The 24,592-nt window shown below is 71.3% G+C and carries 22 protein-coding genes; 12 read left to right on the top strand and 10 right to left on the bottom strand.

Features of this window, described 5'->3' with window-relative positions; genetic code table 11:
* Positions 1–154 precede the first annotated feature (154 nt).
* Positions 155–961, top strand: a complete 807-nt coding sequence (locus tag KCH48_RS15990) for an SGNH/GDSL hydrolase family protein (RefSeq protein WP_210574698.1) — start codon at positions 155–157, stop codon at positions 959–961.
* A 16-nt stretch (positions 962–977) separates the two neighbouring features.
* Here the strand turns inward: KCH48_RS15990 and KCH48_RS15995 are convergent, their stop codons facing one another.
* The 4 genes from KCH48_RS15995 to KCH48_RS16010 all read right to left on the bottom strand — a co-directional run bounded on the left by KCH48_RS15995 (position 978) and on the right by KCH48_RS16010 (position 7,353).
* A complete protein-coding gene (locus tag KCH48_RS15995; protein WP_210574700.1) occupies positions 978–2,567 on the bottom strand; it encodes a serine/threonine-protein kinase in 1,590 nt (529 codons plus the stop codon).
* Between the two features lie 54 nt (positions 2,568–2,621).
* Positions 2,622–4,250 (bottom strand): nickel transporter, encoded by a 1,629-nt coding sequence (locus KCH48_RS16000; RefSeq protein ID WP_210574702.1) that lies wholly within the window; start codon positions 4,248–4,250, stop codon positions 2,622–2,624.
* Positions 4,250–5,734 (bottom strand): tetratricopeptide repeat protein, encoded by a 1,485-nt coding sequence (locus tag KCH48_RS16005; RefSeq protein ID WP_374104685.1) that lies wholly within the window; start codon positions 5,732–5,734, stop codon positions 4,250–4,252. The genes KCH48_RS16000 and KCH48_RS16005 overlap by 1 nt, the downstream gene beginning before the upstream one ends.
* A gap of 86 nt (positions 5,735–5,820) precedes the next feature.
* The gene (locus KCH48_RS16010; RefSeq protein ID WP_210574706.1) at positions 5,821–7,353 is read right to left on the bottom strand and encodes a DUF4331 domain-containing protein; all 1,533 of its coding nucleotides are present in this window, start codon (positions 7,351–7,353) and stop codon (positions 5,821–5,823) included.
* Between the two features lie 205 nt (positions 7,354–7,558).
* Here KCH48_RS16010 and KCH48_RS16015 point away from each other — a divergent pair, with 205 nt between their 5' ends.
* From KCH48_RS16015 to KCH48_RS16025, 3 genes are all read left to right on the top strand, one after another.
* Positions 7,559–8,101 carry a sigma-70 family RNA polymerase sigma factor gene (locus tag KCH48_RS16015; RefSeq protein ID WP_210574707.1) on the top strand — a complete coding sequence of 181 codons (543 nt, stop codon included), beginning with the start codon at positions 7,559–7,561 and terminating at the stop codon, positions 8,099–8,101.
* On the top strand, positions 8,098–8,919 hold the full coding sequence (locus KCH48_RS16020; RefSeq protein ID WP_210574708.1) for an anti-sigma factor domain-containing protein: 822 nt from the start codon (positions 8,098–8,100) through the stop codon (positions 8,917–8,919). Before KCH48_RS16015 ends, KCH48_RS16020 begins: the two co-directional genes overlap by 4 nt.
* A gap of 126 nt (positions 8,920–9,045) precedes the next feature.
* The gene (locus tag KCH48_RS16025) at positions 9,046–9,315 is read left to right on the top strand and encodes a hypothetical protein (protein WP_210574709.1); all 270 of its coding nucleotides are present in this window, start codon (positions 9,046–9,048) and stop codon (positions 9,313–9,315) included.
* A gap of 41 nt (positions 9,316–9,356) precedes the next feature.
* Here KCH48_RS16025 and KCH48_RS16030 read toward each other — a convergent pair whose 3' ends face one another.
* Genes KCH48_RS16030 through KCH48_RS16040 form a run of 3 tightly spaced genes read right to left on the bottom strand, consistent with a single transcriptional unit; the run spans position 9,357 to position 12,326 of the window.
* Entirely contained in the window at positions 9,357–10,565 is a 1,209-nt protein-coding gene (locus tag KCH48_RS16030; protein WP_210574710.1) for a CaiB/BaiF CoA-transferase family protein, read from the bottom strand.
* Between the two features lie 37 nt (positions 10,566–10,602).
* The gene (locus KCH48_RS16035; RefSeq protein WP_210574712.1) at positions 10,603–11,385 is read right to left on the bottom strand and encodes an ABC transporter permease; all 783 of its coding nucleotides are present in this window, start codon (positions 11,383–11,385) and stop codon (positions 10,603–10,605) included.
* Positions 11,382–12,326 carry an ATP-binding cassette domain-containing protein gene (locus tag KCH48_RS16040; RefSeq protein WP_210574714.1) on the bottom strand — a complete coding sequence of 315 codons (945 nt, stop codon included), beginning with the start codon at positions 12,324–12,326 and terminating at the stop codon, positions 11,382–11,384. Before KCH48_RS16040 ends, KCH48_RS16035 begins: the two co-directional genes overlap by 4 nt.
* Before the next feature lie 63 nt (positions 12,327–12,389).
* On the opposite strand from KCH48_RS16040, the gene KCH48_RS16045 reads away from it, so the two are divergent.
* Entirely contained in the window at positions 12,390–13,100 is a 711-nt protein-coding gene (locus KCH48_RS16045) for a TetR/AcrR family transcriptional regulator (protein WP_210574716.1), read from the top strand.
* Positions 13,101–13,194: 94 nt separating this feature from the next.
* Here KCH48_RS16045 and KCH48_RS16050 read toward each other — a convergent pair whose 3' ends face one another.
* The 3 genes from KCH48_RS16050 to hmgA all read right to left on the bottom strand — a co-directional run bounded on the left by KCH48_RS16050 (position 13,195) and on the right by hmgA (position 16,585).
* Positions 13,195–14,352, bottom strand: a complete 1,158-nt coding sequence (locus KCH48_RS16050; RefSeq protein WP_210574718.1) for a type ISP restriction/modification enzyme — start codon at positions 14,350–14,352, stop codon at positions 13,195–13,197.
* Between the two features lie 106 nt (positions 14,353–14,458).
* Positions 14,459–15,205, bottom strand: a complete 747-nt coding sequence (locus tag KCH48_RS16055) for a GntR family transcriptional regulator (protein WP_210574720.1) — start codon at positions 15,203–15,205, stop codon at positions 14,459–14,461.
* A gap of 27 nt (positions 15,206–15,232) precedes the next feature.
* Entirely contained in the window at positions 15,233–16,585 is a 1,353-nt protein-coding gene (gene hmgA / locus KCH48_RS16060) for a homogentisate 1,2-dioxygenase (protein ID WP_210574723.1), read from the bottom strand.
* A gap of 155 nt (positions 16,586–16,740) precedes the next feature.
* Between hmgA and KCH48_RS16065 the strand changes: the two genes are divergently transcribed.
* The 7 genes from KCH48_RS16065 (at position 16,741) to KCH48_RS16095 (ending at position 24,570) form a co-directional block, all read left to right on the top strand.
* Positions 16,741–17,286: a hypothetical protein gene (locus KCH48_RS16065; RefSeq protein ID WP_210574725.1), complete on the top strand. Its 546-nt coding sequence runs from the start codon at positions 16,741–16,743 to the stop codon at positions 17,284–17,286.
* A gap of 52 nt (positions 17,287–17,338) precedes the next feature.
* Positions 17,339–17,962, top strand: coding sequence for a TetR/AcrR family transcriptional regulator (locus KCH48_RS16070; protein WP_210574727.1), 624 nt, complete (start codon positions 17,339–17,341; stop codon positions 17,960–17,962).
* An 85-nt stretch (positions 17,963–18,047) separates the two neighbouring features.
* Positions 18,048–20,336 carry a molybdopterin oxidoreductase family protein gene (locus tag KCH48_RS16075; RefSeq protein WP_210574729.1) on the top strand — a complete coding sequence of 763 codons (2,289 nt, stop codon included), beginning with the start codon at positions 18,048–18,050 and terminating at the stop codon, positions 20,334–20,336.
* 133 nt (positions 20,337–20,469) lie between these two features.
* Entirely contained in the window at positions 20,470–21,873 is a 1,404-nt protein-coding gene (locus KCH48_RS16080; protein ID WP_210574731.1) for a CitMHS family transporter, read from the top strand.
* A gap of 23 nt (positions 21,874–21,896) precedes the next feature.
* Positions 21,897–23,132, top strand: coding sequence for an MFS transporter (locus KCH48_RS16085; RefSeq protein WP_210574733.1), 1,236 nt, complete (start codon positions 21,897–21,899; stop codon positions 23,130–23,132).
* Between the two features lie 99 nt (positions 23,133–23,231).
* Positions 23,232–23,858, top strand: coding sequence for a hypothetical protein (locus tag KCH48_RS16090; RefSeq protein ID WP_210574735.1), 627 nt, complete (start codon positions 23,232–23,234; stop codon positions 23,856–23,858).
* Positions 23,845–24,570: a class F sortase gene (locus KCH48_RS16095; RefSeq protein ID WP_210574737.1), complete on the top strand. Its 726-nt coding sequence runs from the start codon at positions 23,845–23,847 to the stop codon at positions 24,568–24,570. Before KCH48_RS16090 ends, KCH48_RS16095 begins: the two co-directional genes overlap by 14 nt.
* The last annotated feature ends 22 nt before the right edge of the window (positions 24,571–24,592 follow it).

Consider the following 24,592-nt stretch of genomic DNA (forward strand, 5'->3'; position numbering starts at 1 on the left):
GTCAACAAATCTGTCATGAGCACGAAACGAGCGACCGGGTGAACCTCCGGCGCAGATCCCGCAAAGCACCGGAAAGTCTTGGCATGGACACTTCCGTTCAACACGCGTAGTTGCTACGACGGTTGTGGCAGAGATCCTGCTATAGGGAGGTTCCATGAGACGTTCCCGAATTGCCGTATACGTCAGTTCACTCCTCCTGGCCGTCGGTGTCACCCTCACCGGATCGCCCGCCGCGCAGGCCGCCCAACCCGCCGCAGAAGGCGGCTATGTGGCCCTCGGCGACTCCTATTCCTCCGGACTCGGCGCGGGGAGCTACCTGGCCCCCAGCGGCGAGTGCAAGCGCAGCACGAGGTCGTACGCCTACCTCTGGGCCGCCGCCAACTCACCCTCGACGTTCGACTTCACCGCCTGCGCGGGCGCCCGAACGGATGATGTTCTGGCGAGTCAGCTCGGCCCGCTCAGCGCCGCCACGTCCCTCGTCTCCATCACCATCGGCGGCAACGACGCCGGCTTCATGAACGTGATGGTCACCTGCGTACTGCAGTCCGACAGCGCCTGTGTCTCCCGCGTCAACACCGCCAGGGCGTACGTCGACTCGACGCTGCCCGGCAAGCTCGACAACGTCTACTCGGCGATCCGCGCCAAGGCCCCGTCCGCCCGCGTCGTCGTGCTCGGCTACCCCCGCCTTTACCGGCTCGGCGCCCTCTGCCTCGGACTCTCCGAGACCAAGCGGAAGGCGATCAACGACGCCGCCGACCACCTCGACACCGCCACCGCCAAGCGCGCCGTCGACCACGGCTTCGCCTTCGGCGACGTCCGCCCCACCTTCACCGGCCATGAGATCTGCTCCGGCAGCCCCTGGCTGCACAGCGTGAACCTGGCCAACATCAGCGAGTCGTACCACCCGAACGCGGGCGGTCAGTCCGGTGGGTACCTGCCGGTGCTGAACGCGAACGACTGATGGTCGACGCGAACGACTAGGAAGCAGTAGGTGAAGGGGAGACCCCGCCCGTCGGGGTCTCCGACTCGCACGTCACCGAGAACGGGACCGAGTTGGACTTGGTCTCCACCGGGTCGCGCACCTCGACACTGATCTCGTTCTCGAAGGTCCCGCTGTCGTCGTACGTCGTCACGAACGCCCGGTCCTGCTTGGTCCGCGAGCCGCCCTCGGGGAACGACAGCGTCTTCCAGCCCTGGTCCATCACCTTGCCGTCCTGGGACACCCAGCGGTAACTCACCTCGGCCGGAAGCTGCCCGACCGAGAACGTAGCCGTGAACGCGGGCGCCTCGCCGTCCGGCGGCGGACACGCCCCGGAGTACTCCGTGTTCGCGCCCGCCAACGAGACCTGCACGGACTGCTCCGGCGGGGCCGAGGTCGTCTCCTCCTCGCTCTGACTCTCGGTGGCCCCGGTCGCCACACCGGCCCCCTCGTCGTCCTCGGACGGCGAACTGCCCTCGCTCGTCTGGCTGGTGGTGGTGCCGCCCCCTTGGTTGTCGCCGTTGTCCTCCCTGTTCAGCAGGGCGTACGTCAGCCCGGCCAGGGCCAGTGCGAGGGCGGCGAGGCCCGCGACGATGGCGACGGCGGCACGGCGGTTGCGGTCGGGTTCCCGGGTCGTGGTGGTCGTCCCCGGCGTGGGGACGGGCTGGGTGGAGGGGAACGGCGGGGTGGGCGCCTGCTGCGGCTGGGCCGCGAGCGTCGGTGTGTAGGGGACCGTGGGGGGCGTGTCCGCGCGCGGGGTGCCTCCCGCCGCGATCAGCCGCAGATCCTGCTCCGCCCGGTCCGCCGACAGCCGCTCGGCCGGGTCCTTGCGCAGCAGCCCCTCGATGACCCCGGCGAGCGGACCGGCCCGGTGCGGCGGCGGCAGCTCCTCGTCGACGATCGCGCGCAGGGTGCTGAGCGGGGTGTTCTGGCGGAAGGGGGAGCTGCCCTCCACCGCCGCGTACAGCAGCACGCCCAGCGACCACAGGTCCGACTCCGGACCCGGCGTGCGGCCCAGCGCCCGCTCCGGCGCCAGGAACTCGGGCGAGCCGATGACCTCCCCGGTCATGGTCAGCGCCGAGCTGCCCTCGACCATCGCGATACCGAAGTCGGTCAGCACGACCCGGCCGTCGTTCGACATCAGCACGTTGCCCGGCTTCACGTCCCGGTGCAGCACCCCGGCGGAGTGCGCGGCCCGCAGCGCCGCCAGCACCTCCGCGCCGATGTGCGCGGCACGCTGCGGCGACAACGTGCCCTCGGCCTCCAGCTGGTCGGCCAGCGACACCCCGCGGACCAGCTCCATCACGATCCACGGCCGGCCGCCCTCCGAGGCCACGTCGTACACCGTCACCACGTTGCGGTTCGCGACCCGCGCCGCCGCCCACGCCTCGCGCTCCAGCCGCGCGTACATCCGCTCGACCTCGGACGCCGGCAGCCCCGCGGGCGCGCGCACCTCCTTGACGGCGACCTCGCGGTGCAGCAGCTCGTCGCGGGCCCGCCACACCGTCCCCATGCCGCCCTCGCCGAGCGGGGACAGCAGACGGTAGCGGTCCGCGATCACACGCTCACTGCCCGGTTCTTCGGACACGGGCTCCCCCATTCGCATCCGGGCCGATTCTCCTCAATCCTTCCCGAACGTAACTCAGCCAAGTGCGGATGCGGCCCCCTTGAGGAGCAATCCGATGCCGAGCGCGACGACGACGAACGCGGATATCAGCGGTGCGGTCCTGCGCAGCAGGGTCACCGTCGGGCTCGCGGTCCAGCGGGGGCGCCTGTCCAGCATCCGGGTCATTCCGCCGCCCAGCCTGACGACCGCGAACCCGGCCGCGGTGAGGGTCAGCGCGAGCCCCGCGCCGTACGCGACGACGAGCAGCAGCCCGAACCAGGCTTTGCCGAGAGCGGCGGCACCGACGAGCACGACGACGGCCGACGGGCTGGGCACGAGTCCACCGGCGAAGCCGAGGAGGATCGTGCCGCGGAGGGTGGGGGCGGTGGAGTGGGTGTGGGTGAAGCCGCCGTGTGAGTGCTCGACGGTGTGGGAGTGGCTGTGGGGGTGGTCGTGGTCGTGCTCGTCGTGATGGTGGTCGTGGGGGTGAGCGTGAGCGTTCGCTGAGGGGGATGCGGATGTGGCTGCGGATGCCGCGCCGACCAGGGCGAGTTGGCGGGCGGGGGGCTTGTCGGGCTCGTGATCGTGGTCGTGGGTGTGCCCGTGCGTGTGCCCGGGTCCGTGCGTGTGGCGCCGGTTGCGCCAGGCCCGTCGTACGAGATTCGCGCCCGCCGCGATCACCAGGGCGCCGCTCGCGATGCCCAGCCAGGCGATCACCGAGGGCGTCGCCGCCGAGCCGGCCGTCACCAGGAGGCCGAGGGCGACAACGCCGAGGGTGTGGGTGACCGTGACGGAGGCGGCGAGGGGGAGGACGTTCCTGAGGCGGGCCCGGCCGCCGTGGGCCGCCGCGGTCGCGGCCATGAGGGTCTTGCCGTGGCCCGGGGCGAGGGCGTGCATCGCGCCGAGGCCGACCGCGATGACCAGGGCCAGCGCGGCGAAGCCGAGGGTGAGGTCGTGGCGGGCGACGAGGGAGTCCAGGGCCCGGGTCCAGCGGTCGGCGCCGCGCGGCAGCACGGAGGCGGCCGGGGCGTCCTGCTGGTCGTCGGCGAGGGCGGGGCCGCCGGAGCGTATGCCCAGGGACGCGGTCGCGGTGTCGGCGGGGGAGGAGAGCAACTCCTCCGGGTACTCGGCCAGTTCACGGGAGATCGACTTCTCTGGGACGTCCGACGCGGAGAGCGTCATACGGTCGCCGCGTGCGGTGATCTCACGCCAGCCGGGGCCGGACTCGGCGCCCGCGCCGCGGAAGTCGAGGGCCAGGGACTCCTGGTCGGGGAGCGGCGCGGTCAGCCGGCACTCCACCCGGAGCGTGTCGAGCCCCGCCTGTCCGGGCCGCACGCGCGCGCGGCTCTCGGCGACCGTGAGGCCGACATCGCGCCCCTCGACGGTGACCTTGCTGTCCCGCGCGGCCGAGGCGCACCTCTGCCGGGCCCAGTCGGCCATGCCCGCCTTCTCGATGTCGGGCTTGGCCTGGGTCGCCGGGATCTCCGCCAGGTCCTCGACGTGCCGGACCCGGAGTTCGCCGGGGGCGGCGACGAGGCCGTCGTAGCGGTTGACGGTGAAATTGCCGAGGGGATGCGCGCTCGCGTTCGCGGCAGGGACGAGCACGAGCCCGCAGACGGCCGTCAGGACGGCCGCGCCGGAGGCGAACAGACGACGGGGGCTCATCACCGGGCCGCCTCCAGGTCCTTGAGCGTCGTACGGGCCTCCCGCGCGCCCAGCGGCGAGAAGCCGGGGTTCAGCTTCAGTGCCGACGTGAGCGAGGCGCGGGCCTCCTCGGCGTTGCCGGTGGCCTGCTCGATCATGCCGCGGTGGTAGAGGAACGCGGCGTTGCGGTAGCCGGTCGCGGTGGCGCGGCGCGCGTACGGGAGGGCTTCCTCGTCACGGCCGTTCTTGTGCAGCGCCCAGGCGACGGCGTCCGCGGTGTGCACGGTGTGCCGGCGGTCCCACTCGGCACGGGCCGCCCGCAGCGCCGACTTTGCGTCGCCGTGGTCGGCGGCGGCGAGCGCGGTGTCGAGGTCGGCGTTGACGCCGTTGGCTCGGGCGAGCGCGGTCCAGGCGTCGACGAGGGCGTACTGGTCGTTCGCCTTCGCCCGGTCCCCGTCGGCGCCCCGGGCCTCGTACAGCTCACCCAGGACGACGAGCGGTCCCGGCAGCGGATACCGCGCCACGACCTGCTCCATCCCCTTGATCGCGCCGGCCCTGTCACCGCTCGCGGCCTGCGCACGGGCGCGGCCCTCCAGCGCGGGGAGGTGGTTCTCGTCGACGGCGAGCGCGCGGGCGAAGTGCTCCAGCGCCGTCTCGTAGTCGCCCTGGTTCCAGGCGAGTTGACCGAGCTGCGTCGCCACGTACGCCACGTCTCCGGGCGCCGTGGCGGACGTGAGGGCCTGCTCCAGCACCCGCTGCGCCGTCCGCACGTCGCCGCGCAACTCGCGCACATACGCGTACCGGCTGAAGACGGGGACCCCCGGACGCCGGGAGTCGGCGGCGTCGGCGGCCTTCGACGCGTCGGCGTACCGGCCGAGTTCGACGAGGGCGTCGATACGGGAGGACAGCGCGCGTTCGTTGTAGGGGTTCTGCTTCAGCGCCTGGTCGGCGAACTTCAGCGCGTCCTCGAAGTCATGCCGGGCGGCGGCGAGCGCGGCACGCCCCGCCAGGGCCTGGTCGTTGTCGGCATCCAGCTCCAGGGACCGCTTCAACGCCCGCTCGGCCTGCGGATAGCGCGAGGGGTCACCCTTGGTCCGCGCCTGCTCCACATAGGCGAGCCCGAGGGTGGCCCAGCCGCCGAAGTCCTTCGGCTGGGCGCGGAGATGGGCCTGCAGCGAGGAGATGCTCGCGTCGAGATCGCCGCCGGTCAGCAGCGCCGGTGACATGGCGGCGGGCGCCGAGGCGACGGCCTGGCCCCCCTCGTCCCGCATGGCCCCGAACGCGATGGCCCCGGCGGTCATGGCGACCGCCAACATGGCCGCACACCCGGCGAGTTGCACCACCCGCCAACGCCGCCCGGCCTCCGGCCGCTCAGCGGCCTCGCTGTTTTCCGTACCCGGGGACATGCCCTCTCCTCGGTCGCCTGAAGGAAGTGATGAGATCGAGCGACGCGGCCCGCGCCGTGGGGGATGGATACGAGCGGGCCGCGCCAGTTTTGGGGACATGGGGCGAGAACAGCGCCCCGTAAGGGGCGCGGGGAACTGCGCGACCAGCCACAACGGACCCGCAGTGTCCCCACGCCCCGACGGAGTCAGTACGCACGCCCCCGCATACGCCGCCACCACATGAGCCCCCCACCGATCAGCAGGATGCCCACCGCACCGGCACCGGCCGAGGCCGCGATCAGCGTGGTGTCTTCCGTACCGCCGGAGCCGGCCGGCTGAAGCGCGTCGCCCAGCTGGTTCCGCACGTCGTTGTCCCCGGTCGTGCCCTTGGCGAGCGGACCGCGCGACCCCTCGGTCGGCAGAGCGACGTACGGGAACGCCTTCTCGAAGTCCTTGTCGTTCTTGTCGACCGCGTCGCCCAAGTCGTTCTTGGCACCGACCAGTTCACCCTCGACGACCTGCAACGAGGCGTCGAGCACGTCGTCGCTCAGCCGACGCCCGTTCGGGAAGCCCGCGTTGTCACCGTCGAGGACGCCGAGCCGCTTCGGTTCGGCGGCCGGCTTGATCGACGTGTTGAGCCGCAGCTGCTCCGACGCGCGTACGTGCGGCGGCTGGTTGAGGCCTTCGACGCCCTTGAGGAAGACGTCCACGAGATCGTTGCGCGGCTCGTCCGGGGCGTCGATCTTGTAGATCGCCTCGATGAGCTTCGGCAGCTCGGGGTTGGTCACGTTCTTCAGGAACTGCGCGTCGTCCCACGGCGCGGACGCGTTGAACGTGTCCTTGTCCTTGAGCGGGTTGACGACCTCGTTCACCAGCGGCATGCCGAGCCGCGAGACCTGGGCGAAGTGCCCCTGCGCGTTCTTGCGCTGGGTCGTCGACCAGATACCGACGATCGGCTGCTCCGCCGACTCGGTGATCATGTCCGTCGGGACCTGCAGGGCGATGGAGTTGACGTTGTAGCCCTTGAGCGTGTCGTTGCCGACCTCGGAGAGGTTCCCGCCGTACAGCAGGTCGAAGACGCGCAGGTCCAGGAAGAACGGGTCGTCCGCCTGACCGGCGAACGTCGTGGCGCCGCTGGTCAGTTCGTGCACGGCCTGGGAGCGCAGCTTGGCGTAGTCCGGCATCGAGGCCTTGCCGACGTTGGACGGGGCCACCGGGACGTCGTCCGCGACCTTCGTCTTCGACACCAGCTTCTGGTTCTTCAGCCGCAGCAGATCGATGTCGTACGTCTGCGTGATGTTCAGGTCGGGGTCGTCCAGGCTCTCCACCGGACCGGTGTTGTACAGGAACGTCTTGTCGTTCTTGGTGTGCGTCTTGAAGGTGTAGCGGAACAGGAGTTCGCCCTGGGCGTCGCCGTTGTTGTCGATGTGGACGTCGTACTGGGCGTCCTCGGCGAACGTGAAGAAGTTCGGTCCGCCGGCCGGCTCCTCGAAGGGGATCCAGTTCGCGACGATCGTCGTCGTGTCCGGCTTGTCCGGGCTGACGAACGCGTACACGTCCGTGTTGTCGTACTGCGGGGTCCCCGAGATCAGCGGGGCCTCCCGGTGGCTGGAGGCGGAGGCCGCCCCCGGTTCCAGCGTGGCCACGCCGGCGGCTGCGAGCGCCCCGGCGGCCAGCGCACCACATACGAGGGTTGCGACGCTCCGCGCGCCCACGCCGCTCCTGGAGATAGGTGTCATGCCGTCCGTCCTCAGTCCAACTTGCCTGACGCACCAGGATTCGGCGCCGGTGGCGGGGCGGATTGGTCGAACTTCAAAACAAAATTTCCCGTTGCCGGACTGGCGTTTCGGGCACGCTGATCCGTAACCCCATCCGGAGGTGGGTTCGTTGCGAATGCCTCGTGGGACGGGATCGGCCCCGTGCGGCCGAAGAGAGGGGGACCGGGTGGAGGCGGACGAGCTTCTGGTGCTGGTGGCGGGGGGCGACCAGCACGCCTTCGAGAAGCTGTACGGACTGGTGTCCGGGCCGGTGTACGGACTCGTCAAACGAGTCGTGCGCGACCCGGCGCAGTCGGAGGAGGTGTCACAGGAGGTGCTGCTCGAACTCTGGCGGTCCGCCGCGCGGTTCGACCCCGGCCGGGGCAGCGCCCTGTCCTGGATCCTCACCCTCGCCCACCGCCGCGCCGTGGACCGGGTGCGCAGCGCCCGCGCGGCCGGCGAACGCGAGCAGCGCGAGGCACGCCGCTCCCACAGCCCCGCCTTCGACCAGGTCTCCGAGGAGGTCGAGGCCGGACTGGAACGCGAGTGGGTGCGCCGCTGCCTGGACAGCCTCACCGTGCTCCAACGGCAGTCCGTCACCCTCGCCTACTACGACGGGCTTACGTACCGTGAAGTGGCCGAGCAGCTCTCGCTGCCGCTCGGTACGGTCAAGACCCGGATGCGCGACGGACTGACCCGGCTGCGCGAATGCCTGGGAGGTGTCGCATGAGCTTCCTCGACCGACTGCGCCGCGAGGACCTGCACTCCCTGGCCGCCCCCTATGCCCTTGATGCCCTGGAACCGGCGGAACGCGTGCGCTTCGAGAAACACCTCGACGACTGCCCCCTGTGTGCCGCCGAGGTACGCGCCCTCACCGAGGACGCCGTCCGCCTCGCCTGGTCCACGGCCGCGCCCGCGCCGGCCGCGATGCGGGACCGGGTCCTGGCCGCCGTACGCGCCACTCCCCAGGAGCCCGCCGCACGGCCCGAACCGGCACGCGCGCGTACGCCGCAGCTGCCGCCGCACGTCTGGGGCACCGAGCCGCTGCCGGCGCGTGCCCGTCCACGCAGGGGGCGCCCCCTCTTCGTCCCGTTCGCCACCGCGACGGCCGCGGCGGCCCTGGTCGTCGCCTCGCTCTTCGCCGTGCAGGCCAACCAGACACAGGACCAGCTGGACGCCCAGCGGGCGCAGGCACGTGAGATCGCCCACGTTCTCGCGGCACCGGACGCGCGCTCGAGCACCGGAAAGGACGCGCGGGGCCGGAGTATCGGAGTCGTCGCCTCGGCATCCGAGGGGAGCGCGGTGGTCACCCTGAGCGGATACGGCGATCTGCCGAGCGGCAGTGTGAACCAGCTCTGGGTCATGCGCCCCGACGAGCAACCGCGCTCCCTCGGGCTCTTCGAGGGCGACACGCCCTTGGTCGCGGCCGGACTGGAGAAGTCGGCGACATCACTGGCTGTGACGGTGGAGCCCGACGGCGGGTCGGAGCAGCCCACCACCCAGCCGGTTGTCCAACTCGCCCTGAAATCGGTTGGATTCGGAGAGTAACTGGAGAAGAGTCGTCAACCCCCTTACGGGGAAGGTGAATCCTGTGACCGCGATACACGAGTGCCCCATGAGGGCGATAGGGTTACCCTGCCCGGGCCGGGTGGACTCGTACGGGTGGGGAGTGACATGGAACAGATAACAGTGCGCAGCAGGGCGAGGGTCCCTGCGATCACCTGCGGGAGCAGCGCGACCAGTTCGCGCCTCGACCGCCATCTCTCGGTACTGGCAGGTCCTGCCGTGCCGCACACGGAGGCAGCCGAGGCGACCTCGCTGATGCGCGAGATCACCGCACGTGACACCCCGCGCCAGCGCAGCGACAGGGGCAAGAAGGTGGGCCGGCTCTCGCTCTTCGCGCCACTGCGGCGGCTGCGCCGTTCGCTGTTCGGCGACCGCTGAGCACCACCGCGCTTCTCGAGACCGTTCCTCGAGTCCCGCGCTCAGGCCGCCACACCGTCCCGGCGCAACGCTGCGATCTCCTGGTCCGTCATCCCCACGGCACGCAGCAACGATTCGGTGTGCTCCCCGAGCGCGGGCACGGCCCCCATCCGTGCCTCGTCCCCGCCCGGCATGGTGATGGGCGGCAGCAGTGCCCGTAGCGGCCCCACCGGCGACTCCACCTCCCGCCACCGCCCCCTGGCCGCCAGCTGCGGATGCTCCGCGACCTCCCGTACGTCCCTGAGCCTGGCGCAGGCGATGCCCGCGGCCTCCAGGCGCGCCACCGCCATATCAGGATCCAGCGCGGCCAGCGCCTTCGCGACGGCCGCGTCCGTACGTTCCCGGTTCGCCACCCGCGCCGCGTTCGTCGCGTACGCCGGATCGCTCCCCAACTCCGGCCGCCCCAGCACCTGTTCGGCCAGCCGCCGCCACTCCCGGTCGTTCTGCACCGACAGCAGCACCCCGCCGCCGCCCGCCGTCGGATAGGCGTCGTACGGCGCGATGACGGCGTGCGCGAGCCCGGTGCGCGCCGGGGGTGTGCCGTCGTGCATCACATGGTGCAGCGGATGCCCCATCCACTCCGCGAGCGCCTCCAGCATCGACACCTCGACCGGCCCGCCACGGCCCGTCGTCCCCCGCCGCACGAGCGCCGCGAGGACGCCTGAGAAGGCGTACATGGCCGCCGCGATGTCGGCCGCCGGAATCCCCGCCTTCACCGGCTGCTCCGGCGTCCCGGTCACCGACACCAGCCCCGCCTCGCACTGCACGAGCATGTCGTACGCCCGCTTGTCCGCGTACGGCCCCGACGCCCCGTATCCGGAGATGTCCACGGCGACCAGCCGCGGGTGCGCCGCGCAGAGCGTGGCCGCGTCGAGCCCGAGCCGGGCGGCGGCCCCCTGGGCGAGGTTCTGCACGAACACATCCGCGTCCGCCACCAGCCGCCGTACGACATCGAGTCCGCGCGGGTCCTTCAGATCGAGGGCGATCGACTCCTTGCCCCGGTTGCACCACACGAAGTGCGAGGCGAGGCCGCGCGCGGCGGTGTCGTAGCCGCGGGCGAAGTCGCCGCCGTCGATCCGCTCGACCTTGATGACACGGGCGCCCAGGTCGGCGAGCTGACGAGTGGCGAAGGGGGCGGCGACGGCCTGTTCGACGGAGACGACGGTGATGCCTTCGAGGGGCAGGGGAAGCGGATCCATGCCGTGGATCATGACCCACGAGTGGCGCTCCGCGGAAGGAGGGCCCGCCTCACCGCTCGCCGCGTGCGTACCGTCGTACGGCGAGCGGCCCGAAGACGGCGATCAGCACCGCGCACCAGGCCAGCGACCCGGCCACGGGATGCGCCACCGGCCAGGCGGAGCCCTCCGGCACCGGAGCGTTGCCGAACAGGTCCCGCAGGGCCGTGGTCACCGCGCTGATCGGGTTCCACTCGGCGATCGTGCGCAGCCAGCCCGGCAGATTGTCCGTGGGGATGTAGGCGTTGGACAGCAGCGGCAGCATGAACGTCGCGCTGCCGAGCTGACCGGCGGCCTCCTCGCTCCGGGACAGCAGCCCGAGGAAGATCCCGACCCAGGTGCAGGCGAACCGGAACAGCAGCAACAGCCCGACGGCACCGGCCGCTTCCAGCGCGGACCCCTCGATGCGCCAGCCCACCGCGAGCCCGACCAGCAGATACGGCACGGTCCCGACCGCCGTGACGACGACATCGGCGACCGCCTGACCGAGGGGGACGGCCCCTCGGCTCATCGGCAGCGTGCGGAGCCGGTCCGTCACCCCTCGGTGTGAGTCCTGGGCCGCCTGGAACATCCCCGTCATGATCCCGTTGGCGGCGGTCGCCACCAGCAGCCCCGGCACGAGGAAGGACCGGTACTCCGCGCCCGGCATCGCGAGGGCGCTGCCGAAGACATAGCCGAAGAACAGCAGCATCGTGATCGGCATGGTCTGGGTGAGGATCACCAGCGCCGGGTTGTTCCGCGTCCGCCGCAGTTGCCGGCCGAGCATGGCGGTGCCGTCGAATGCCAAGGTGCTCATGCCACCAGTTCCTTTCCTGCGGTCAGTCGGAGGAAGACGTCGTCGAGGCTGGGCGGACGCAGGCTCGCGTCGAGCAACGGCACGCCCGCCGCGTCGAGTTCACGCACGAGACGGGGGACGGTGAGGGTCTGGTCGGCGGTGACCGCGCCGACCGCGTTGCGTGCGCGGTCGAACGAGGGCTCGCTGCCGGTGAGTCGGTCCAGGACGGCGGCGGCCTCGGTCAGGGCGTCGGCGTGGGCGACAACGACTTCGGCGTACGACCCGATGAGTGCCTTGAGTTGAGCGGGGGAGCCGGTGTGGGCGACCCGTCCGCGGTCCACCAGGGCGATGTCGTCGGCGAGTTGATCGGCCTCGGCCAGATACTGCGTGGTGAGCAGTACGGTCGTGCCGTCCGCCTTGAGGTCGCGGACCGCGTCCCAGATCTGATTGCGGGTGGCCGGGTCGAGGCCGGTGGTGGGCTCGTCGAGGAAGAGCACGTCGGGGCGGCGGATCAGGCTCGCCGCCAGGTCCAGACGCCGCCGCATCCCGCCCGAGTAGGTGGACGCCGGGCGGTCGGCGGCCTCGGTCAGCCCGAAGCGGTCCAGCAGCTCGCCCGCCCGCTCCGCCGGCCCCCGTACCCGGTGCAGCCGCGCGAACAGCCGCAGGTTCTGCCGCCCGGTGAGGTCCCCGTCGACCGACGCGTACTGCCCGGTGACGCCTATCCGGCGGCGTACGGCCGCCGCCTCCCGTACCAGGTCGTGCCCGGCGACCCGGGCCGACCCCGCGTCGGGCCGCAGCAGCGTGGTGAGCAGTCGGACGGCGGTGGTCTTGCCCGCGCCGTTGGGCCCGAGGACCCCGCAGACCGAGCCCTGCGCGACGGCCAGGTCCAGTCCGCGCAGGGCGTGTACCGCCCCGAACCGCTTCTCCAGGCCCTCACTAAGTACAGCGTACGTAGAAGTCATGGGTCGACCATAGCGCACTACGTACGCTGTACGTAACTAGGATGGAGGCCGAGGTGATGATCGATGGCGGGCCGAGCGGCCGAACCCGAAGTGATCTGGGCACGTCCCGAGCGGACGGGCCGGGGGCCGAAACCCGCGTACACCCGCGCCGACATCGCGGCGGCGGCCGTGCGGGTCGCCGACGCGGAGGGGCTGGACGCGCTCTCGATGCGGCGGGTGGCCGGTGAGCTGGGCTGCGGCACGATGTCGCTCTACAACTACGTCCCCCGCAAGGAGGACCTGCACGAGCTGATGATCGATGCGATCGGTGCCGAGCACGACATCCGGGAACCCTCGGGCGACTGGCGCGCGGACATGCTCCGCAACGCCCGGGAGACGCGCGCCATCATGCACCGCCACACCTGGGTGCCGCGGCTGATGTCGGGCGTGTACGGCGTCAGCCCCAACTCCCTGCGCTATCTGGATCACTGCCTGGACTGCCTCGAACCGCTCGACCTCCCGTACGGCCCCAAGATGGAGCTGGTCGCGCTGCTCAACGCCGTGGTGACGACGTACGTCGCGAACGAGATCGCCACCGCCGAGCGAACCCGGTCCGTGCCCTGGTCCGCGGAGGAGGAGAACGCGGTCCGTATCGCCTACCTCGGCAGCCAGGTGGCCACCGGTGCGTATCCGCGACTGGCTGCGGCGTTCATGGAGCAGAGCGGGCCGGTTGATATGGAGGGGGTGTTTGAGCGGGCGCTGGGGCGGGTGCTGGATGCTTTTGACCCGGACTAGTGCTGGTAGTTCGTCGGGTGCGGGTGCGTTGGGGCTGGTCGCGCCCACGCGGCGGAGCCGCAAATCGATACAGCCCCGCGCCCCTGAAGGGGCGCTACAGCAGCGTTAGTTGGCCCTCCGGGCCCTCCTCGTGTGTGTCCAGTACCGATGCCGGGCGGCGGGACCGGGGCGGCGGTGGGAGTACGGCCGCCTTGTGCAGGTCGGTTGCTGTGATGGGGGACGTCAACTGGGACGGGAGGGGTGGGACTTCGGAGAGCAGGGCCAGTGCGGTGATCAGCTCCAGCAGCTCCGACGTCCAGGTCTGGGGCCAGGTGGCCGGGCGGATCGATTCGAGGGTGCCCGGTGGTTCGGTGGGTGCTGTCCGTGCCGTGAACCATGCCTCCAGCACCCGGACCCCGCTCACCTCGAAGTCCCAGGCCTCGGGCGGTACCGGGGAGATACGGCCCTCGTCGATCTGCAGGGCCTCCTCCTCGCGGTCGTAGAGGAGGGTGTGCGGCCGGGCCGGAAGCGGGGCGCGGACGTAGGGCCGGCGACCGCCGGGGAGCTTCGGGCGCTCGCCGTCGCGGCACATCAGCCGGAGCACCCGACGGCCCGACTCCACGCCCAGCGCCCAGAGTTCGGGGTCCCCGGTGAGGGGCACGGCGAGGTCGACACGGACCGCCGCCATGATCCAGGCCAGCACGTCCACCGGCTCCGGCACCTCGCCCAGACGCTCACCCAGGTACTCCAACAGGCCCGGCGCCAGGTTCGGGTCCACCCCGCCCGGACGGCGATACAGCGGCCGGACACGGCCCGGCCGCAGCAGCGGCAGCAGTGAAGTCGCCAGGAGAACCGGCCCGGCCCCACCGCCCGCCGTCTCTGCCACGAACACCTGCCGCTCGTCCGCCACCCGCCACAACTCCGGCCGCGCCACGTCGATCAGCCGGTGATCGGGGATCAGCCACTGCTCATCGAAGGGCGCGTGCAGCACGCGCACGGGTTCCGGGCACGGCCCGGCGGCCCGGGCCAGCTTCTCCGTGCCGCTGCTCTGCCCCGGCAACTGCCCGACCGCCGAGTGCAGCGTCCGCGACCGCGTCGGCTCGAACAACGCCTCCCGATCCGGCCCCTCGGCCTTCACCAACGCATCCCACCGAGCTTTCAGGGACGCCGCATCGGGCCCCGTCGGCCACCCCCGCCCGATCCGCGGCGATGCGACGGACCACGGCATGAGATCCGTCAGCAGCGGAGCGTCGTCGTGCGTCACGCAGAGCATCGTAGAACCTGGGTAAGACAAGCGCCCCAAAGGGGCGCGGGGCTGTATCGATTTGCGGCTCCGCCGCGTGGGCGCGACAAGCCCCCACAAACCCGCAGACAAAGAACTACGCGTCCAGGCTCACTGTGAAGGAAAAACGATCGCCCCGATAGTGGATCACCGCCGCGTCCAGAACCCGCCCATCCCCGTCGTACGTCACCCCCGTGTAGTGCAGAATCGGGCTCAGCAACGGCACTTGGAGCAGCCGTGCCGTCTCCGGATCGGCGAGCCTCGCCTCCACCGTGTCCGTGATCCTGCTGATGTCCGCCCCGACGACATCCCGCAGCACCTTGGTCATCGGCCAGCGCAGCAGATCGGCGGGATCGATGCGCGTGGCCATTTCGGGACGCACGTAGTTGCGGGCATGGTTCGTCGGCTCGCCCGTCTTCTCATCCCCACGCAGCCGGTGATACGTCGCCACCTCGTCGAGATCCGGGAAGTACTCGGCGAGTTCGCCCGGCACCGGCGCCTTGCCGTGGTCGAGGAGCTCGGTCGTCATGCCGGACTGCTGGGCCACGATCGCGTCCACGGAGCCGAGCAGCCGCACCGGGGCGCCTCTGATGGCATCCGGTTCGATGAACGTGCCGCGCCGGCGATGGCGGGTGATCAGCCCCTCGTCCTCCAGCTCCTTCAGCGCCTGCCGCATGGTCAGCACGCTCACGCCGTAGTGCCCCGCCAGCTGTTCCTCGGTCGGCAGCCGCAGCGGGTCCTGGGGCGAGCGGCCGAGGATCGAGGCGCGCAGCGACTGCGACACCTGATACCAGAGCGGCAGCTTGCGGTTCAGGACGATCGAGTCCGGGGCGAAGGAGGTCATTGGGCCATCCGTACCGGCAGGCGATCCTCAGTGCAAGGGGCGGAAGTGGCGTTCGAGGCCCTGCCACACGTCGTCGTACCGGCGCTGCAGATGCTCCGCCCCGGCCGCCTGCGCGGTCAGCGTCACCGGCCAGCGGGTCTCGAACATGAACGCCAGCCCGTCGTCGACCTTGTGCGGCCGCAGCTCGGCGGTGCTCGCGCGGTCGAAGGTCTCCCGGTCCGGGCCGTGCGCCGACATCATGTTGTGGAGCGACCCGCCGCCCGGCACGAAGCCCTCCGCCTTCGCGTCGTACGCGCCCTCGATGAGCCCCATGTACTCGCTCATCACGTTCCGGTGGAAGTACGGCGGCCGGAACGTGTCCTCGCCCACCAGCCAGCGCGGCGCGAACACGACGAAGTCCACGCCCGCGAGCCCCGGGGTGTCGCTCGGCGACGTCAGCACCGTGAAGATGGACGGATCCGGGTGGTCGTAGCTGATGGTGCCGAGCACATTGAAGCGGCGCAGGTCATAGGCGTACGGCACATGGTTGCCGTGCCAGGCGACCACGTCGAGCGGGGAGTGGTCATAGGTGGCCGTCCACAGGTTCCCGCAGAACTTGTTGACCACCTCGACCGGACCCTCGACCTCCTCGTACGCCGCCACGGGCGCCCGGAAATCCCGGGCGTTGGCAAGTCCGTTGGCACCGATCGGGCCGAGGTCGGGCAGTTGGAACGGCGCCCCATAGTTCTCGCACACATAACCCCGGGCGGAAGCATCCAGCAGCTCCACACGGAAGCGCACCCCACGAGGAACCAGCGCCACATGTCCCGGCTCCACATGCAGCAGCCCGAACTCCGTGCGCAGCAGCAGCCCGCCGTGCTCCGGCACGATCAGCAGCTCTCCGTCGGCGTCGCTGAAGACACGCTCCATGGAGGAGTTGGCGTGATAGAGGTGCACGGCGATACCGGTGCGCTGGGTCGCGTCGCCGTTGCCGCCCAGGGTCCACAGGCCCCGCAGGAAGTCCGTGCCGGCCGGCGGCTCGGGCAGGGGGTTCCAGCGCAGCCGGTTCGGGTCGGGCACCGACTCCGTGAAGGGCGCCGTACGGATCGAGCCGTTCTCCGTGCGCGTGAACGCCGGGTGCGCGGCCGAGGGGCGGATCCGGTACAGCCAGGAGCGGCGGTTGTGGGCGCGGGGCTCGGTGAACGCCGTACCGCTGAGCTGCTCCGCGTACAGCCCGAGCGGGGCGCGCTGGGGCGAGTTGCGGCCCTCGGGCAGGGCGCCCGGGACGGCCTCGGAGCTGTGCTCATTGCCGAAACCGGAGAGGTAGGCCAGCCCCTCGGCGGTCTTTCGTGCTCCCCCACGCTCGAATGCGCTCACGTGGGAGGTACCCCCATCGCTCATGATCAGTGCTCCCTCGCGATCTGATTCCTATGCTCCACCGTAGGATTGCGGTTTCGTGGGCGCAAGAGGGTCCCCATGACCTCCCCAGGTTGTACGCCGAGAACCCGACTCCAGGGGGATTCGAGGTGTCGGACCCTTGTTCTACGCTCACCGCCATGTCGTGGACACGTGTACTGCTCGCGGCGCTCGCGGTCTGTGTCCTGCTCCTCGCCGGAGCGGCGGGCTGCGGCGCCGGTGACGCGGGCGAGGGCGGGAGCCGGAAGAACGGGGAGTCGATGTCACCGGTCGGCGAGCTCCTCGATGCCACCGACGACGAGGGGCGGCGCTACCGCGAGGTGGACGACGAGGACGCACCCGAGGTCGGCATCGAGGTGCAGCCGGACGCCGACGAGGGGTGGGACGTACGCCTGACGGTCCACAACTTCCGCTTCTCGCCGCCCGGCACCGAGGCCGAGGCCGTGCCCGGCCGGGGTCTCGCCCACCTCTTCGTCGACGGCCGCCGCATCGCCCGGCTACGTGCCCCCGAGTACCGCCTTTCGGCCGACCTCGTCCAGCGCGGCACCCACCACGTCACCGTCCGGCTCTACGCCGACGACGGCACCGTGTGGGCCGTGGACGGCGAGCCCGTCGAGAGCACGGCCGACATCACGGCGTCGCAGCCGGGGCCGACGGCGCGCACGAGCGCGCCCGCGGGGCGGTGAATGTGGCCGACAACAGGGGGCGAGCTTCACCGGGCCCGGGCGGAGGGGCATCATGAAACCCGTGCCCCATGCGACATCGCTCCGTCGTGCGCCCATCCAGCGGCGCAGCGCCGAACGGCTGACCAGGATCCTCGACGCCTGCGCCGACCTCCTCGACGAGGTCGGCTACGACGACCTGAGCACCCGTGCCGTCGCCCAGCGCGCGGGCGTCCCCATCGGCTCGGTCTACCGCTTCTTCGGCAACAAACGGCAGATGGCCGACGCGCTGGCCCAGCGCAACCTCGAGCGCTACACCGAGCGCGTCACCGCCCGCCTCGAGGAGGCCGGCGACGGCGACGGAGGCTGGCGGGTCGCGATGGACGCCGTCCTCGACGAGTACCTCGCCATGAAGCGCACGGCGCCCGGCTTCTCCCTCGTCGACTTCGGCAACCAGATCCCGGTCGGCACCCGGCACTCCGAGCCCAACCACCGCGTCGCCGACCGTCTCACCGACCTGCTCTCCGGCTATCTCGAACGCAGCCCCGACGACGATCTGCGGCGCACCTTCCTCATCGCCGTGGAAACCGCCGACACCCTCGTCCACCTGGCCTTCCGGGTGGCCCCCGAGGGCGACGAGAAGATCATCGAGGAGGCGCGGGAGCTGCTGCGGGCGTACCTGGCGCGCGTCCTGGACTGACCCGGACCCTCGCCCTCGTGCATACCGGTCGGTATGCTCGACGGCAGTTCGTGCGTCACCGTCGCCGCCGCCCCCGGGAGGACCCGTGTCCCGCACCGCCCTGCGAATCTGCCCCCTGTGTGAGGCCACCTGCGGGCTGACCCTCACCATCGAGGGCACCCGTGTCACCGGTGCCCGCGGTGATCGCGACGATGTGTTCAGCGAGGGGTTCATCTGCCCGAAGGGCGCCTCCTTCGGCGCCGTCGACGGCGACCCCGACCGGCTGCGCACACCCCTCGTCCGCAAGGACGGCGAGCTGCGCGAGGCCACCTGGCAGGAGGCCTTCGACGCGGTCGCCGCCGGTATCCGCCCGGCCGTCGAGCGCTACGGCGCCAACTCGGTCGGCGTCGTCCTGGGCAACCCGAACGTCCACACCATGGCCGGCGCCCTCTACCCGCCCGTCCTGCTGGCCGGCCTCGGCACCCGCAGTCTGTTCACCGCCTCCACGGTCGACCAGATGCCCAAGCACGTCTCCAGCGGGCTCCTCTACGGCGACGCCCTCGCGATCCCCGTGCCCGACCTGGACCACACCGACCACCTGCTCCTCATCGGCGCCAACCCCCTGGAATCCAACGGGAGTCTGTGCACCGCCCCCGACTTCCCCGGCAAGCTCAAGGCCCTCAAGGCCCGCGGCGGCACCCTCACCGTCATCGACCCGCGCCGCACCCGCACCGCCAAACTCGCCGACCGCCACCTCGCCATCCGCCCCGGCACGGACGCCCTGCTGCTCGCGGCGATGACGTACGTCCTCTTCGAGGAGGAACTCGTCGACCTCGGCGGCCTGACGCCCCATGTGCAGGGGGTCGAAGAACTCCGGGACGCCGTACGGCACTTCACCCCCGAAGCCGTCACCGCCGCCTGCGACATCGACGCCGACGTCATCCGCGCCCTCGCCCGCGAACTCGCCGCCGCCCCCACCGCCGCCGTCTACGCCCGCATCGGCAGCTGCACCGTCTCGCACGGCACCCTGGCCAGCTGGCTCGTCGACGTCCTCAACATCCTCACCGGCAACCTCGACCGCCCCGGCGGCGCGCTCTTCCCGCAGTCGGCCACCGACAAGACGCCCCGGCCCGCCGGACCCGGTCGCGGCTTCCAGCTCGCCCGCTGGCACTCCCGCGTCAGCGAACACCCCGAGGCCAAAGGCGAGTTGCCGCTGTCCGCGCTCGCCGAGGAGATCGACACCGCCACACCCGAGGGCGAGCCGATCCGCGCCCTCATCGCCATCGCCGCCAACCCGGTGCTGTCCGCCCCCGACGGCGACCGGCTCGACAAGGCCCTCGACTCGCTCGACTTCATGGTCAGCGTCGACCCCTACCTCAACGAGACCTCCCGCCACGCCCACGTCGTCCTGCCGCCGCCCCCGCCCTCCCAGAGCGCCCACTACGACTTCGCCTTCAACACCTTCGCCGTACGCAATCAGGTCCGCTACACCCGCGCCGCCGTCCCGCTCGAACCCGGCCGCATGTCCGAGAGCGAGATCCTCGCCCGGCTGACCCTCGCGGCGACCGGCATGCACGGCGCCGACCCCGCGGCCGTGGACGCGCTGGTCGTACAGCAGACCCTGGGCAAGGCCGTCAAGGAGCCGCACTCTCCCGTGCACGGCAGGGACCCTGAGGAACTGGCGGAGCAGCTCACCGGCGAGAACGGCCCCGAGCGGCGGCTCGACATGATGCTGCGCCTCGGCCCCTACGGCGACGGGTTCGGCGTACGACCGGACGGCCTGACCCTGGAGAAGGTCCTCGCGCATCCACACGGCATCGACCTCGGACCGCTGCGCCCGCGGCTGCCGCAGCCGCTGAAGACCCCGTCCGGCAAGATCGAGCTGCTGCCGCAGCCGATCGCCGACGACCTGCCCCGGCTGACGCGCGCCCTCGACGAGCGGCCCGACGGACTCGTCCTGATCGGCCGCCGCCATCTGCGCTCCAACAACAGCTGGATGCACAACGTCCCCGCCCTGACCGGCGGCACCAACCGCTGCACCCTGCACATCCACCCCGCCGACGCCGAACGCCTCGGCGTGCGCGACGGGGCGCCGGTGCGGCTGAAGGGCGCCGGGGGAGAGGTGACGGCCCCGGCCGAGGTCACCGACGGCGTCCGGCAGGGCGTGGTCAGCCTGCCGCACGGATGGGGCCACAACCGTCCCGGCACCCGGCTCGGCCACGCCTCCACCGACCCCGGCGTCAACGTCAACCAGCTCCTCGACGGCAGCCTGCTCGACCCGCTGTCGGGCAACGCGGTCCTCAACGGAGTGCCTGTGGAAATCTCCCCTGTGACCGAAGCCGTGACCGAAGCCGTGAGCGAAGCCGTGACCGAAAAGCTCACCCCGCTGACCTGAGCAAAGCCGTGACCAGGAGTTTTGCGCTTATTGCTCGCATGTCAACGTCTTGTTAACGCCGTTCGACGGCACCTAACGTCATCGCACTGCCGACTCCGGTGGGAGTTCAAGGGCGAACGTTAGGTATCCACTCATGCTGACCATCCTCGGCTTCGCCATGATCGCGACCTTCCTGGTCCTGATCATGATGAAGAAGATGTCGCCGATCGCGGCGCTCGTGCTGATCCCAGCGCTGTTCTGCGTGTTCGTCGGGAAGGGCGCCAAGCTCGGTGACTACGTCATCGACGGCGTGACCAGCCTTGCCCCGACCGCGGCGATGCTCATGTTCGCGATCGTCTACTTCGGAGTGATGATCGACGTCGGGCTCTTCGACCCGATCGTCCGGGGGATCCTCAAGTTCTGCAAGGCCGACCCGATGCGCATCGTCGTCGGCACCGCCGTACTCGCCGCCATCGTCTCGCTCGACGGCGACGGCTCGACCACCTTCATGATCACGGTCTCGGCGATGTACCCGCTGTACAAGCGCCTGAAGATGAGCCTGGTCGTCATGACCGGTGTCGCCGCGATGGCCAACGGCGTGATGAACACCCTGCCGTGGGGCGGCCCGACGGCCCGCGCCGCCACCGCCCTCAAGCTGGACGCCAGCGAGATCTTCATCCCGATGATCCCGGCCCTCGCCGTCGGCCTCCTCGGCGTCTTCGTGCTCTCGTACGTCCTCGGCATGCGCGAGCGCAAGCGGCTCGGCACGCTGACGCTGGACGAGGTGCTGGTGGACGAGAAGGAGACGGAGACCGTTCTCGTGGGTGCCGGAGGCTCCGGCAAGACCCCGGTGGCCACCGGCGGTTCGGGCGGCGGCACGGACGCCGACGCGCCCGACGACGAGGACGACAGCATGCTCAAGGTCCTCGACCCGGCCCGGCCCACCCTGCGCCCCAAGCTGTACTGGTTCAACGCGCTGCTCACGGTGGTCCTGCTCACCGCCATGATCATGGAGTGGCTGCCGATCCCGGTGCTGTTCCTGCTCGGCGCGGCCCTGGCGCTGACCGTCAACTTCCCGCACATGCCCGACCAGAAGGCCGGCATCGGCGCCCACGCCGAGAACGTCCTCAACGTTTCCGGCATGGTCTTCGCCGCCGCCGTCTTCACCGGCGTCCTCCAGGGCACCGGCATGGTCGACAGCATGGCCAAGTGGATGGTGGACGTCATCCCCGAGGGCATGGGCCCGCACATGGCCCTGGTCACCGGTCTGCTGAGCCTCCCGCTCACCTACTTCATGTCGAACGACGGCTTCTACTTCGGTGTCCTGCCCGTCCTCGCCGAGGCCGGTGCCGCGCACGGCGTCTCCCCGTTGGAGATGGCCCGCGCCTCCCTGGTCGGCCAGCCGCTGCACATGTCGAGCCCGCTCGTCCCGGCCGTGTACGTCCTGGTCGGCATGGCCAAGGTGGAGTTCGGCGACCACACGAGGTTCGTGGTGAAGTGGGCGGCGCTCACATGTCTGATCATCCTCGGGTCGGGCATCCTCTTCGGAATCATCTGACGTACCGCACGGAGGACTCGATCATGGCGCCCGGTGGGAACCGCGGCTGGCTGCTCCGCCTCGTCATCGCCTTCAGCTTCGCGCAGGGGGCGGTGTCGATGGCCCGGCCGGCCGTCTCCTACCGGGCGCTCGCGCTGGGTGCCGACGAGCGGGCGATCGGCGTCATCGCGGGTGTGTACGCCCTGCTCCCGCTGTTCGCCGCCGTCCCGCTGGGCCGCCGTACCGACCACGGCCGCTGTGCGCCCCTGCTGCCCGTCGGTGTGGTCCTGATATCCGGCGGCTGCGCGCTCAGCGGCCTCGTCGACTCCCTCTGGGCGATGGCGGTCTGGAGCGGAGTGATGGGACTCGGACATCTGTCCTTCGTCATCGGCGCCCAGTCGCTCGTCGCCCGCCAGTCCGCCCCGCACGAACAGGACCGCAATTTCGGCCACTTCACCATCGGCGCCTCGCTCGGCCAACTGGTCGGCCCGATCGCGGCGGGCGTGCTGATCGGCGGCCGGGACATGGCCGGGACGAGCGCCCTCGCGTTGCTGGTCGCGGGTGCGGGGGCGGCGGTCGCCTTCACGTCGCTGTGGCGCATAGAGGACCGTACGACCGCCAAGTCCCGTACCGCGCAAGGTGACCGCGTCCCCGTCCAGCGCATCCTGCGCGCCCGGGGTGTCCCCGCGGGCATCCTCATCAGCCTCTCCGTGCTGTCCGCGACCGACATCCTCACCGCCTATCTGCCGGTGGTCGGCGAACACCGGGGCATCGCGCCGTCGGTCATCGGCGTGCTGCTCAGCCTGCGTGCGGCGGCCACGATCGCGTGCCGTCTGGTGCTGACCCCGCTGCTGAGGCTGCTGGGCCGGACGCTGCTGCTCACCGTGACCTGTTCGCTGGCGGCCCTGCTGTGCGCGGGCATCGCGCTGCCGGTGCCGGTGTGGGCGCTGGCCCTGATCCTCGTCGCCCTCGGCTTCTGTCTCGGCGTCGGCCAGCCGCTGTCCATGACGACGGTCGTCCAGGCGGCCCCCGACGGCGCCCGCTCCACGGCCCTCGCACTCCGGCTGACCGGCAACCGCCTCGGCCAGGTCGCCGCGCCGGCGACCGCGGGTCTGGTCGCGGGGGTCGCGGGTGTGGCGGCGCCGTTCGTGATGCTGGGGGGTCTGTTGCTGCTGTCGGCGGGGGGCGCGCTGCGGACGCCGAAGGGACCCGGGGGTCCTGGCCCCGCCTCGCCAGCGCGGCCGAGGCGCTCCAGATTCCGCCGCACGAGTGATATCTGACGACGCGCCGGGGTCGGTACGGCGCGTCGCAGTGCGCGTAACGGAGAGTCAGGCGAAAGAACGATTTGTATGAAAATCGTCTGAATCGGAGGAGCGCGCATGCCCACCCAGACACCCACACGTACCTTCCGCCGCCGCGCGGGCGCCACTGTCGTCCTCACCGCCCTCACCGCGGCGGGCGCGTCATGGGTGGCGGCGCCGACGGCGTCGGCCCAAGGGGAGAACGGCGACATCAGGATCCACAGCGCGGGCGTGCCCTTCGGGGACTCGAGAGACGAGCCGGTGGTCTGCAGGTTCTATCTCGACGCCGTCAACTTCGACGTCCTCCCCGCCATCGCCTACACCATCACGCCGCAGCCTCCGCTGCCCTCCGCCGCCACCGTCGCCGGCACCATCCAGCTCGGCGGGGGCGCCGGTCACACCGACCAGCTGAGGCTCGCGGACGGACAGTACAAGATCACCTGGATCGTGCTGGGCGCCCCCAAGGAGAAGGTCTTCCGCGTCAACTGCCGCGACCGCAACCGCATCGAGGACAACCACCGCGCCGACGGGGCCTGGGGGCCGGGCGACCACCGCGGCCCCCGGGGCGGTGTGCACGCGGGCGGCGGCGGTCTCGTCGACAGCGCCGCCGCGTTCGCGCCGGTGACCGGCGCGGCGGCCGTGGTCGCCCTCGGCGGCACCATGTACTTCCGGATGAACCGCCGCCGGCCCCATGGTGCCGCGTAGGCGCAGACGCAGGCCCTGGCACCGGACGCGCGCCTACCGCCTGACCAGGACGGCCCTGCTCGCGGCCGTCCTGGTCACGGTGGGGGTGCGGTGCGAGAAGCCGGACATGCCGGTGGCGCCGGAAGGAGCCGACGGCCCGGCCCCCGTGGCGGCCCCCGCCCCGTCCCGCCCCACACCCTCCGCTCACCCCGTCCGCGCCGAACGCCGCCCCACACCCACACCCACACCCACACCCACGCCCCCGCTCCGCCCGCTGCCCCGGTCCCGGCCGACAACCCTCCGCATCCCGTCCCTCGGCATCGACGCCCCGGTCATGGGCCTCGGGCTCGACCCGGACCGGGAACTGGAGACGCCCCCGATCGACAAGCCCAAGCTCGTCGGCTGGTACGAGGGCGGCCCCACGCCCGGCGAGCCCGGCACTGCCATCGCCGTCGGCCACCGCGACACCAGAACCGGCCGCGCCGTCTTCGCCGGGCTGGCCGAGGTGAAGCCCGGCAAGCCGATCGAGGCGCGGCGCGCGGACGGCCGTACTGCCGTCTACACCGTGGACCGGGTCAAGGTCTTCGACAAGGCGGACTTCCCCGACAAGGAGGTCTACGGCCCGGCCAAGCGCCCGGAACTCCGTGTGATCACCTGCGGTGGCCTCTTCAGCCGGCGCTCTGGCTACACCAGCAACGTGGTGGTCTTCGCCCACCTGACCGCCACAAAGTGACCAACCTCTTCCCCGACCGCGC

This window comes from Streptomyces sp. GESEQ-4, assembly GCF_017948455.1.
In the GTDB taxonomy this organism is placed as follows: domain Bacteria; phylum Actinomycetota; class Actinomycetes; order Streptomycetales; family Streptomycetaceae; genus Streptomyces.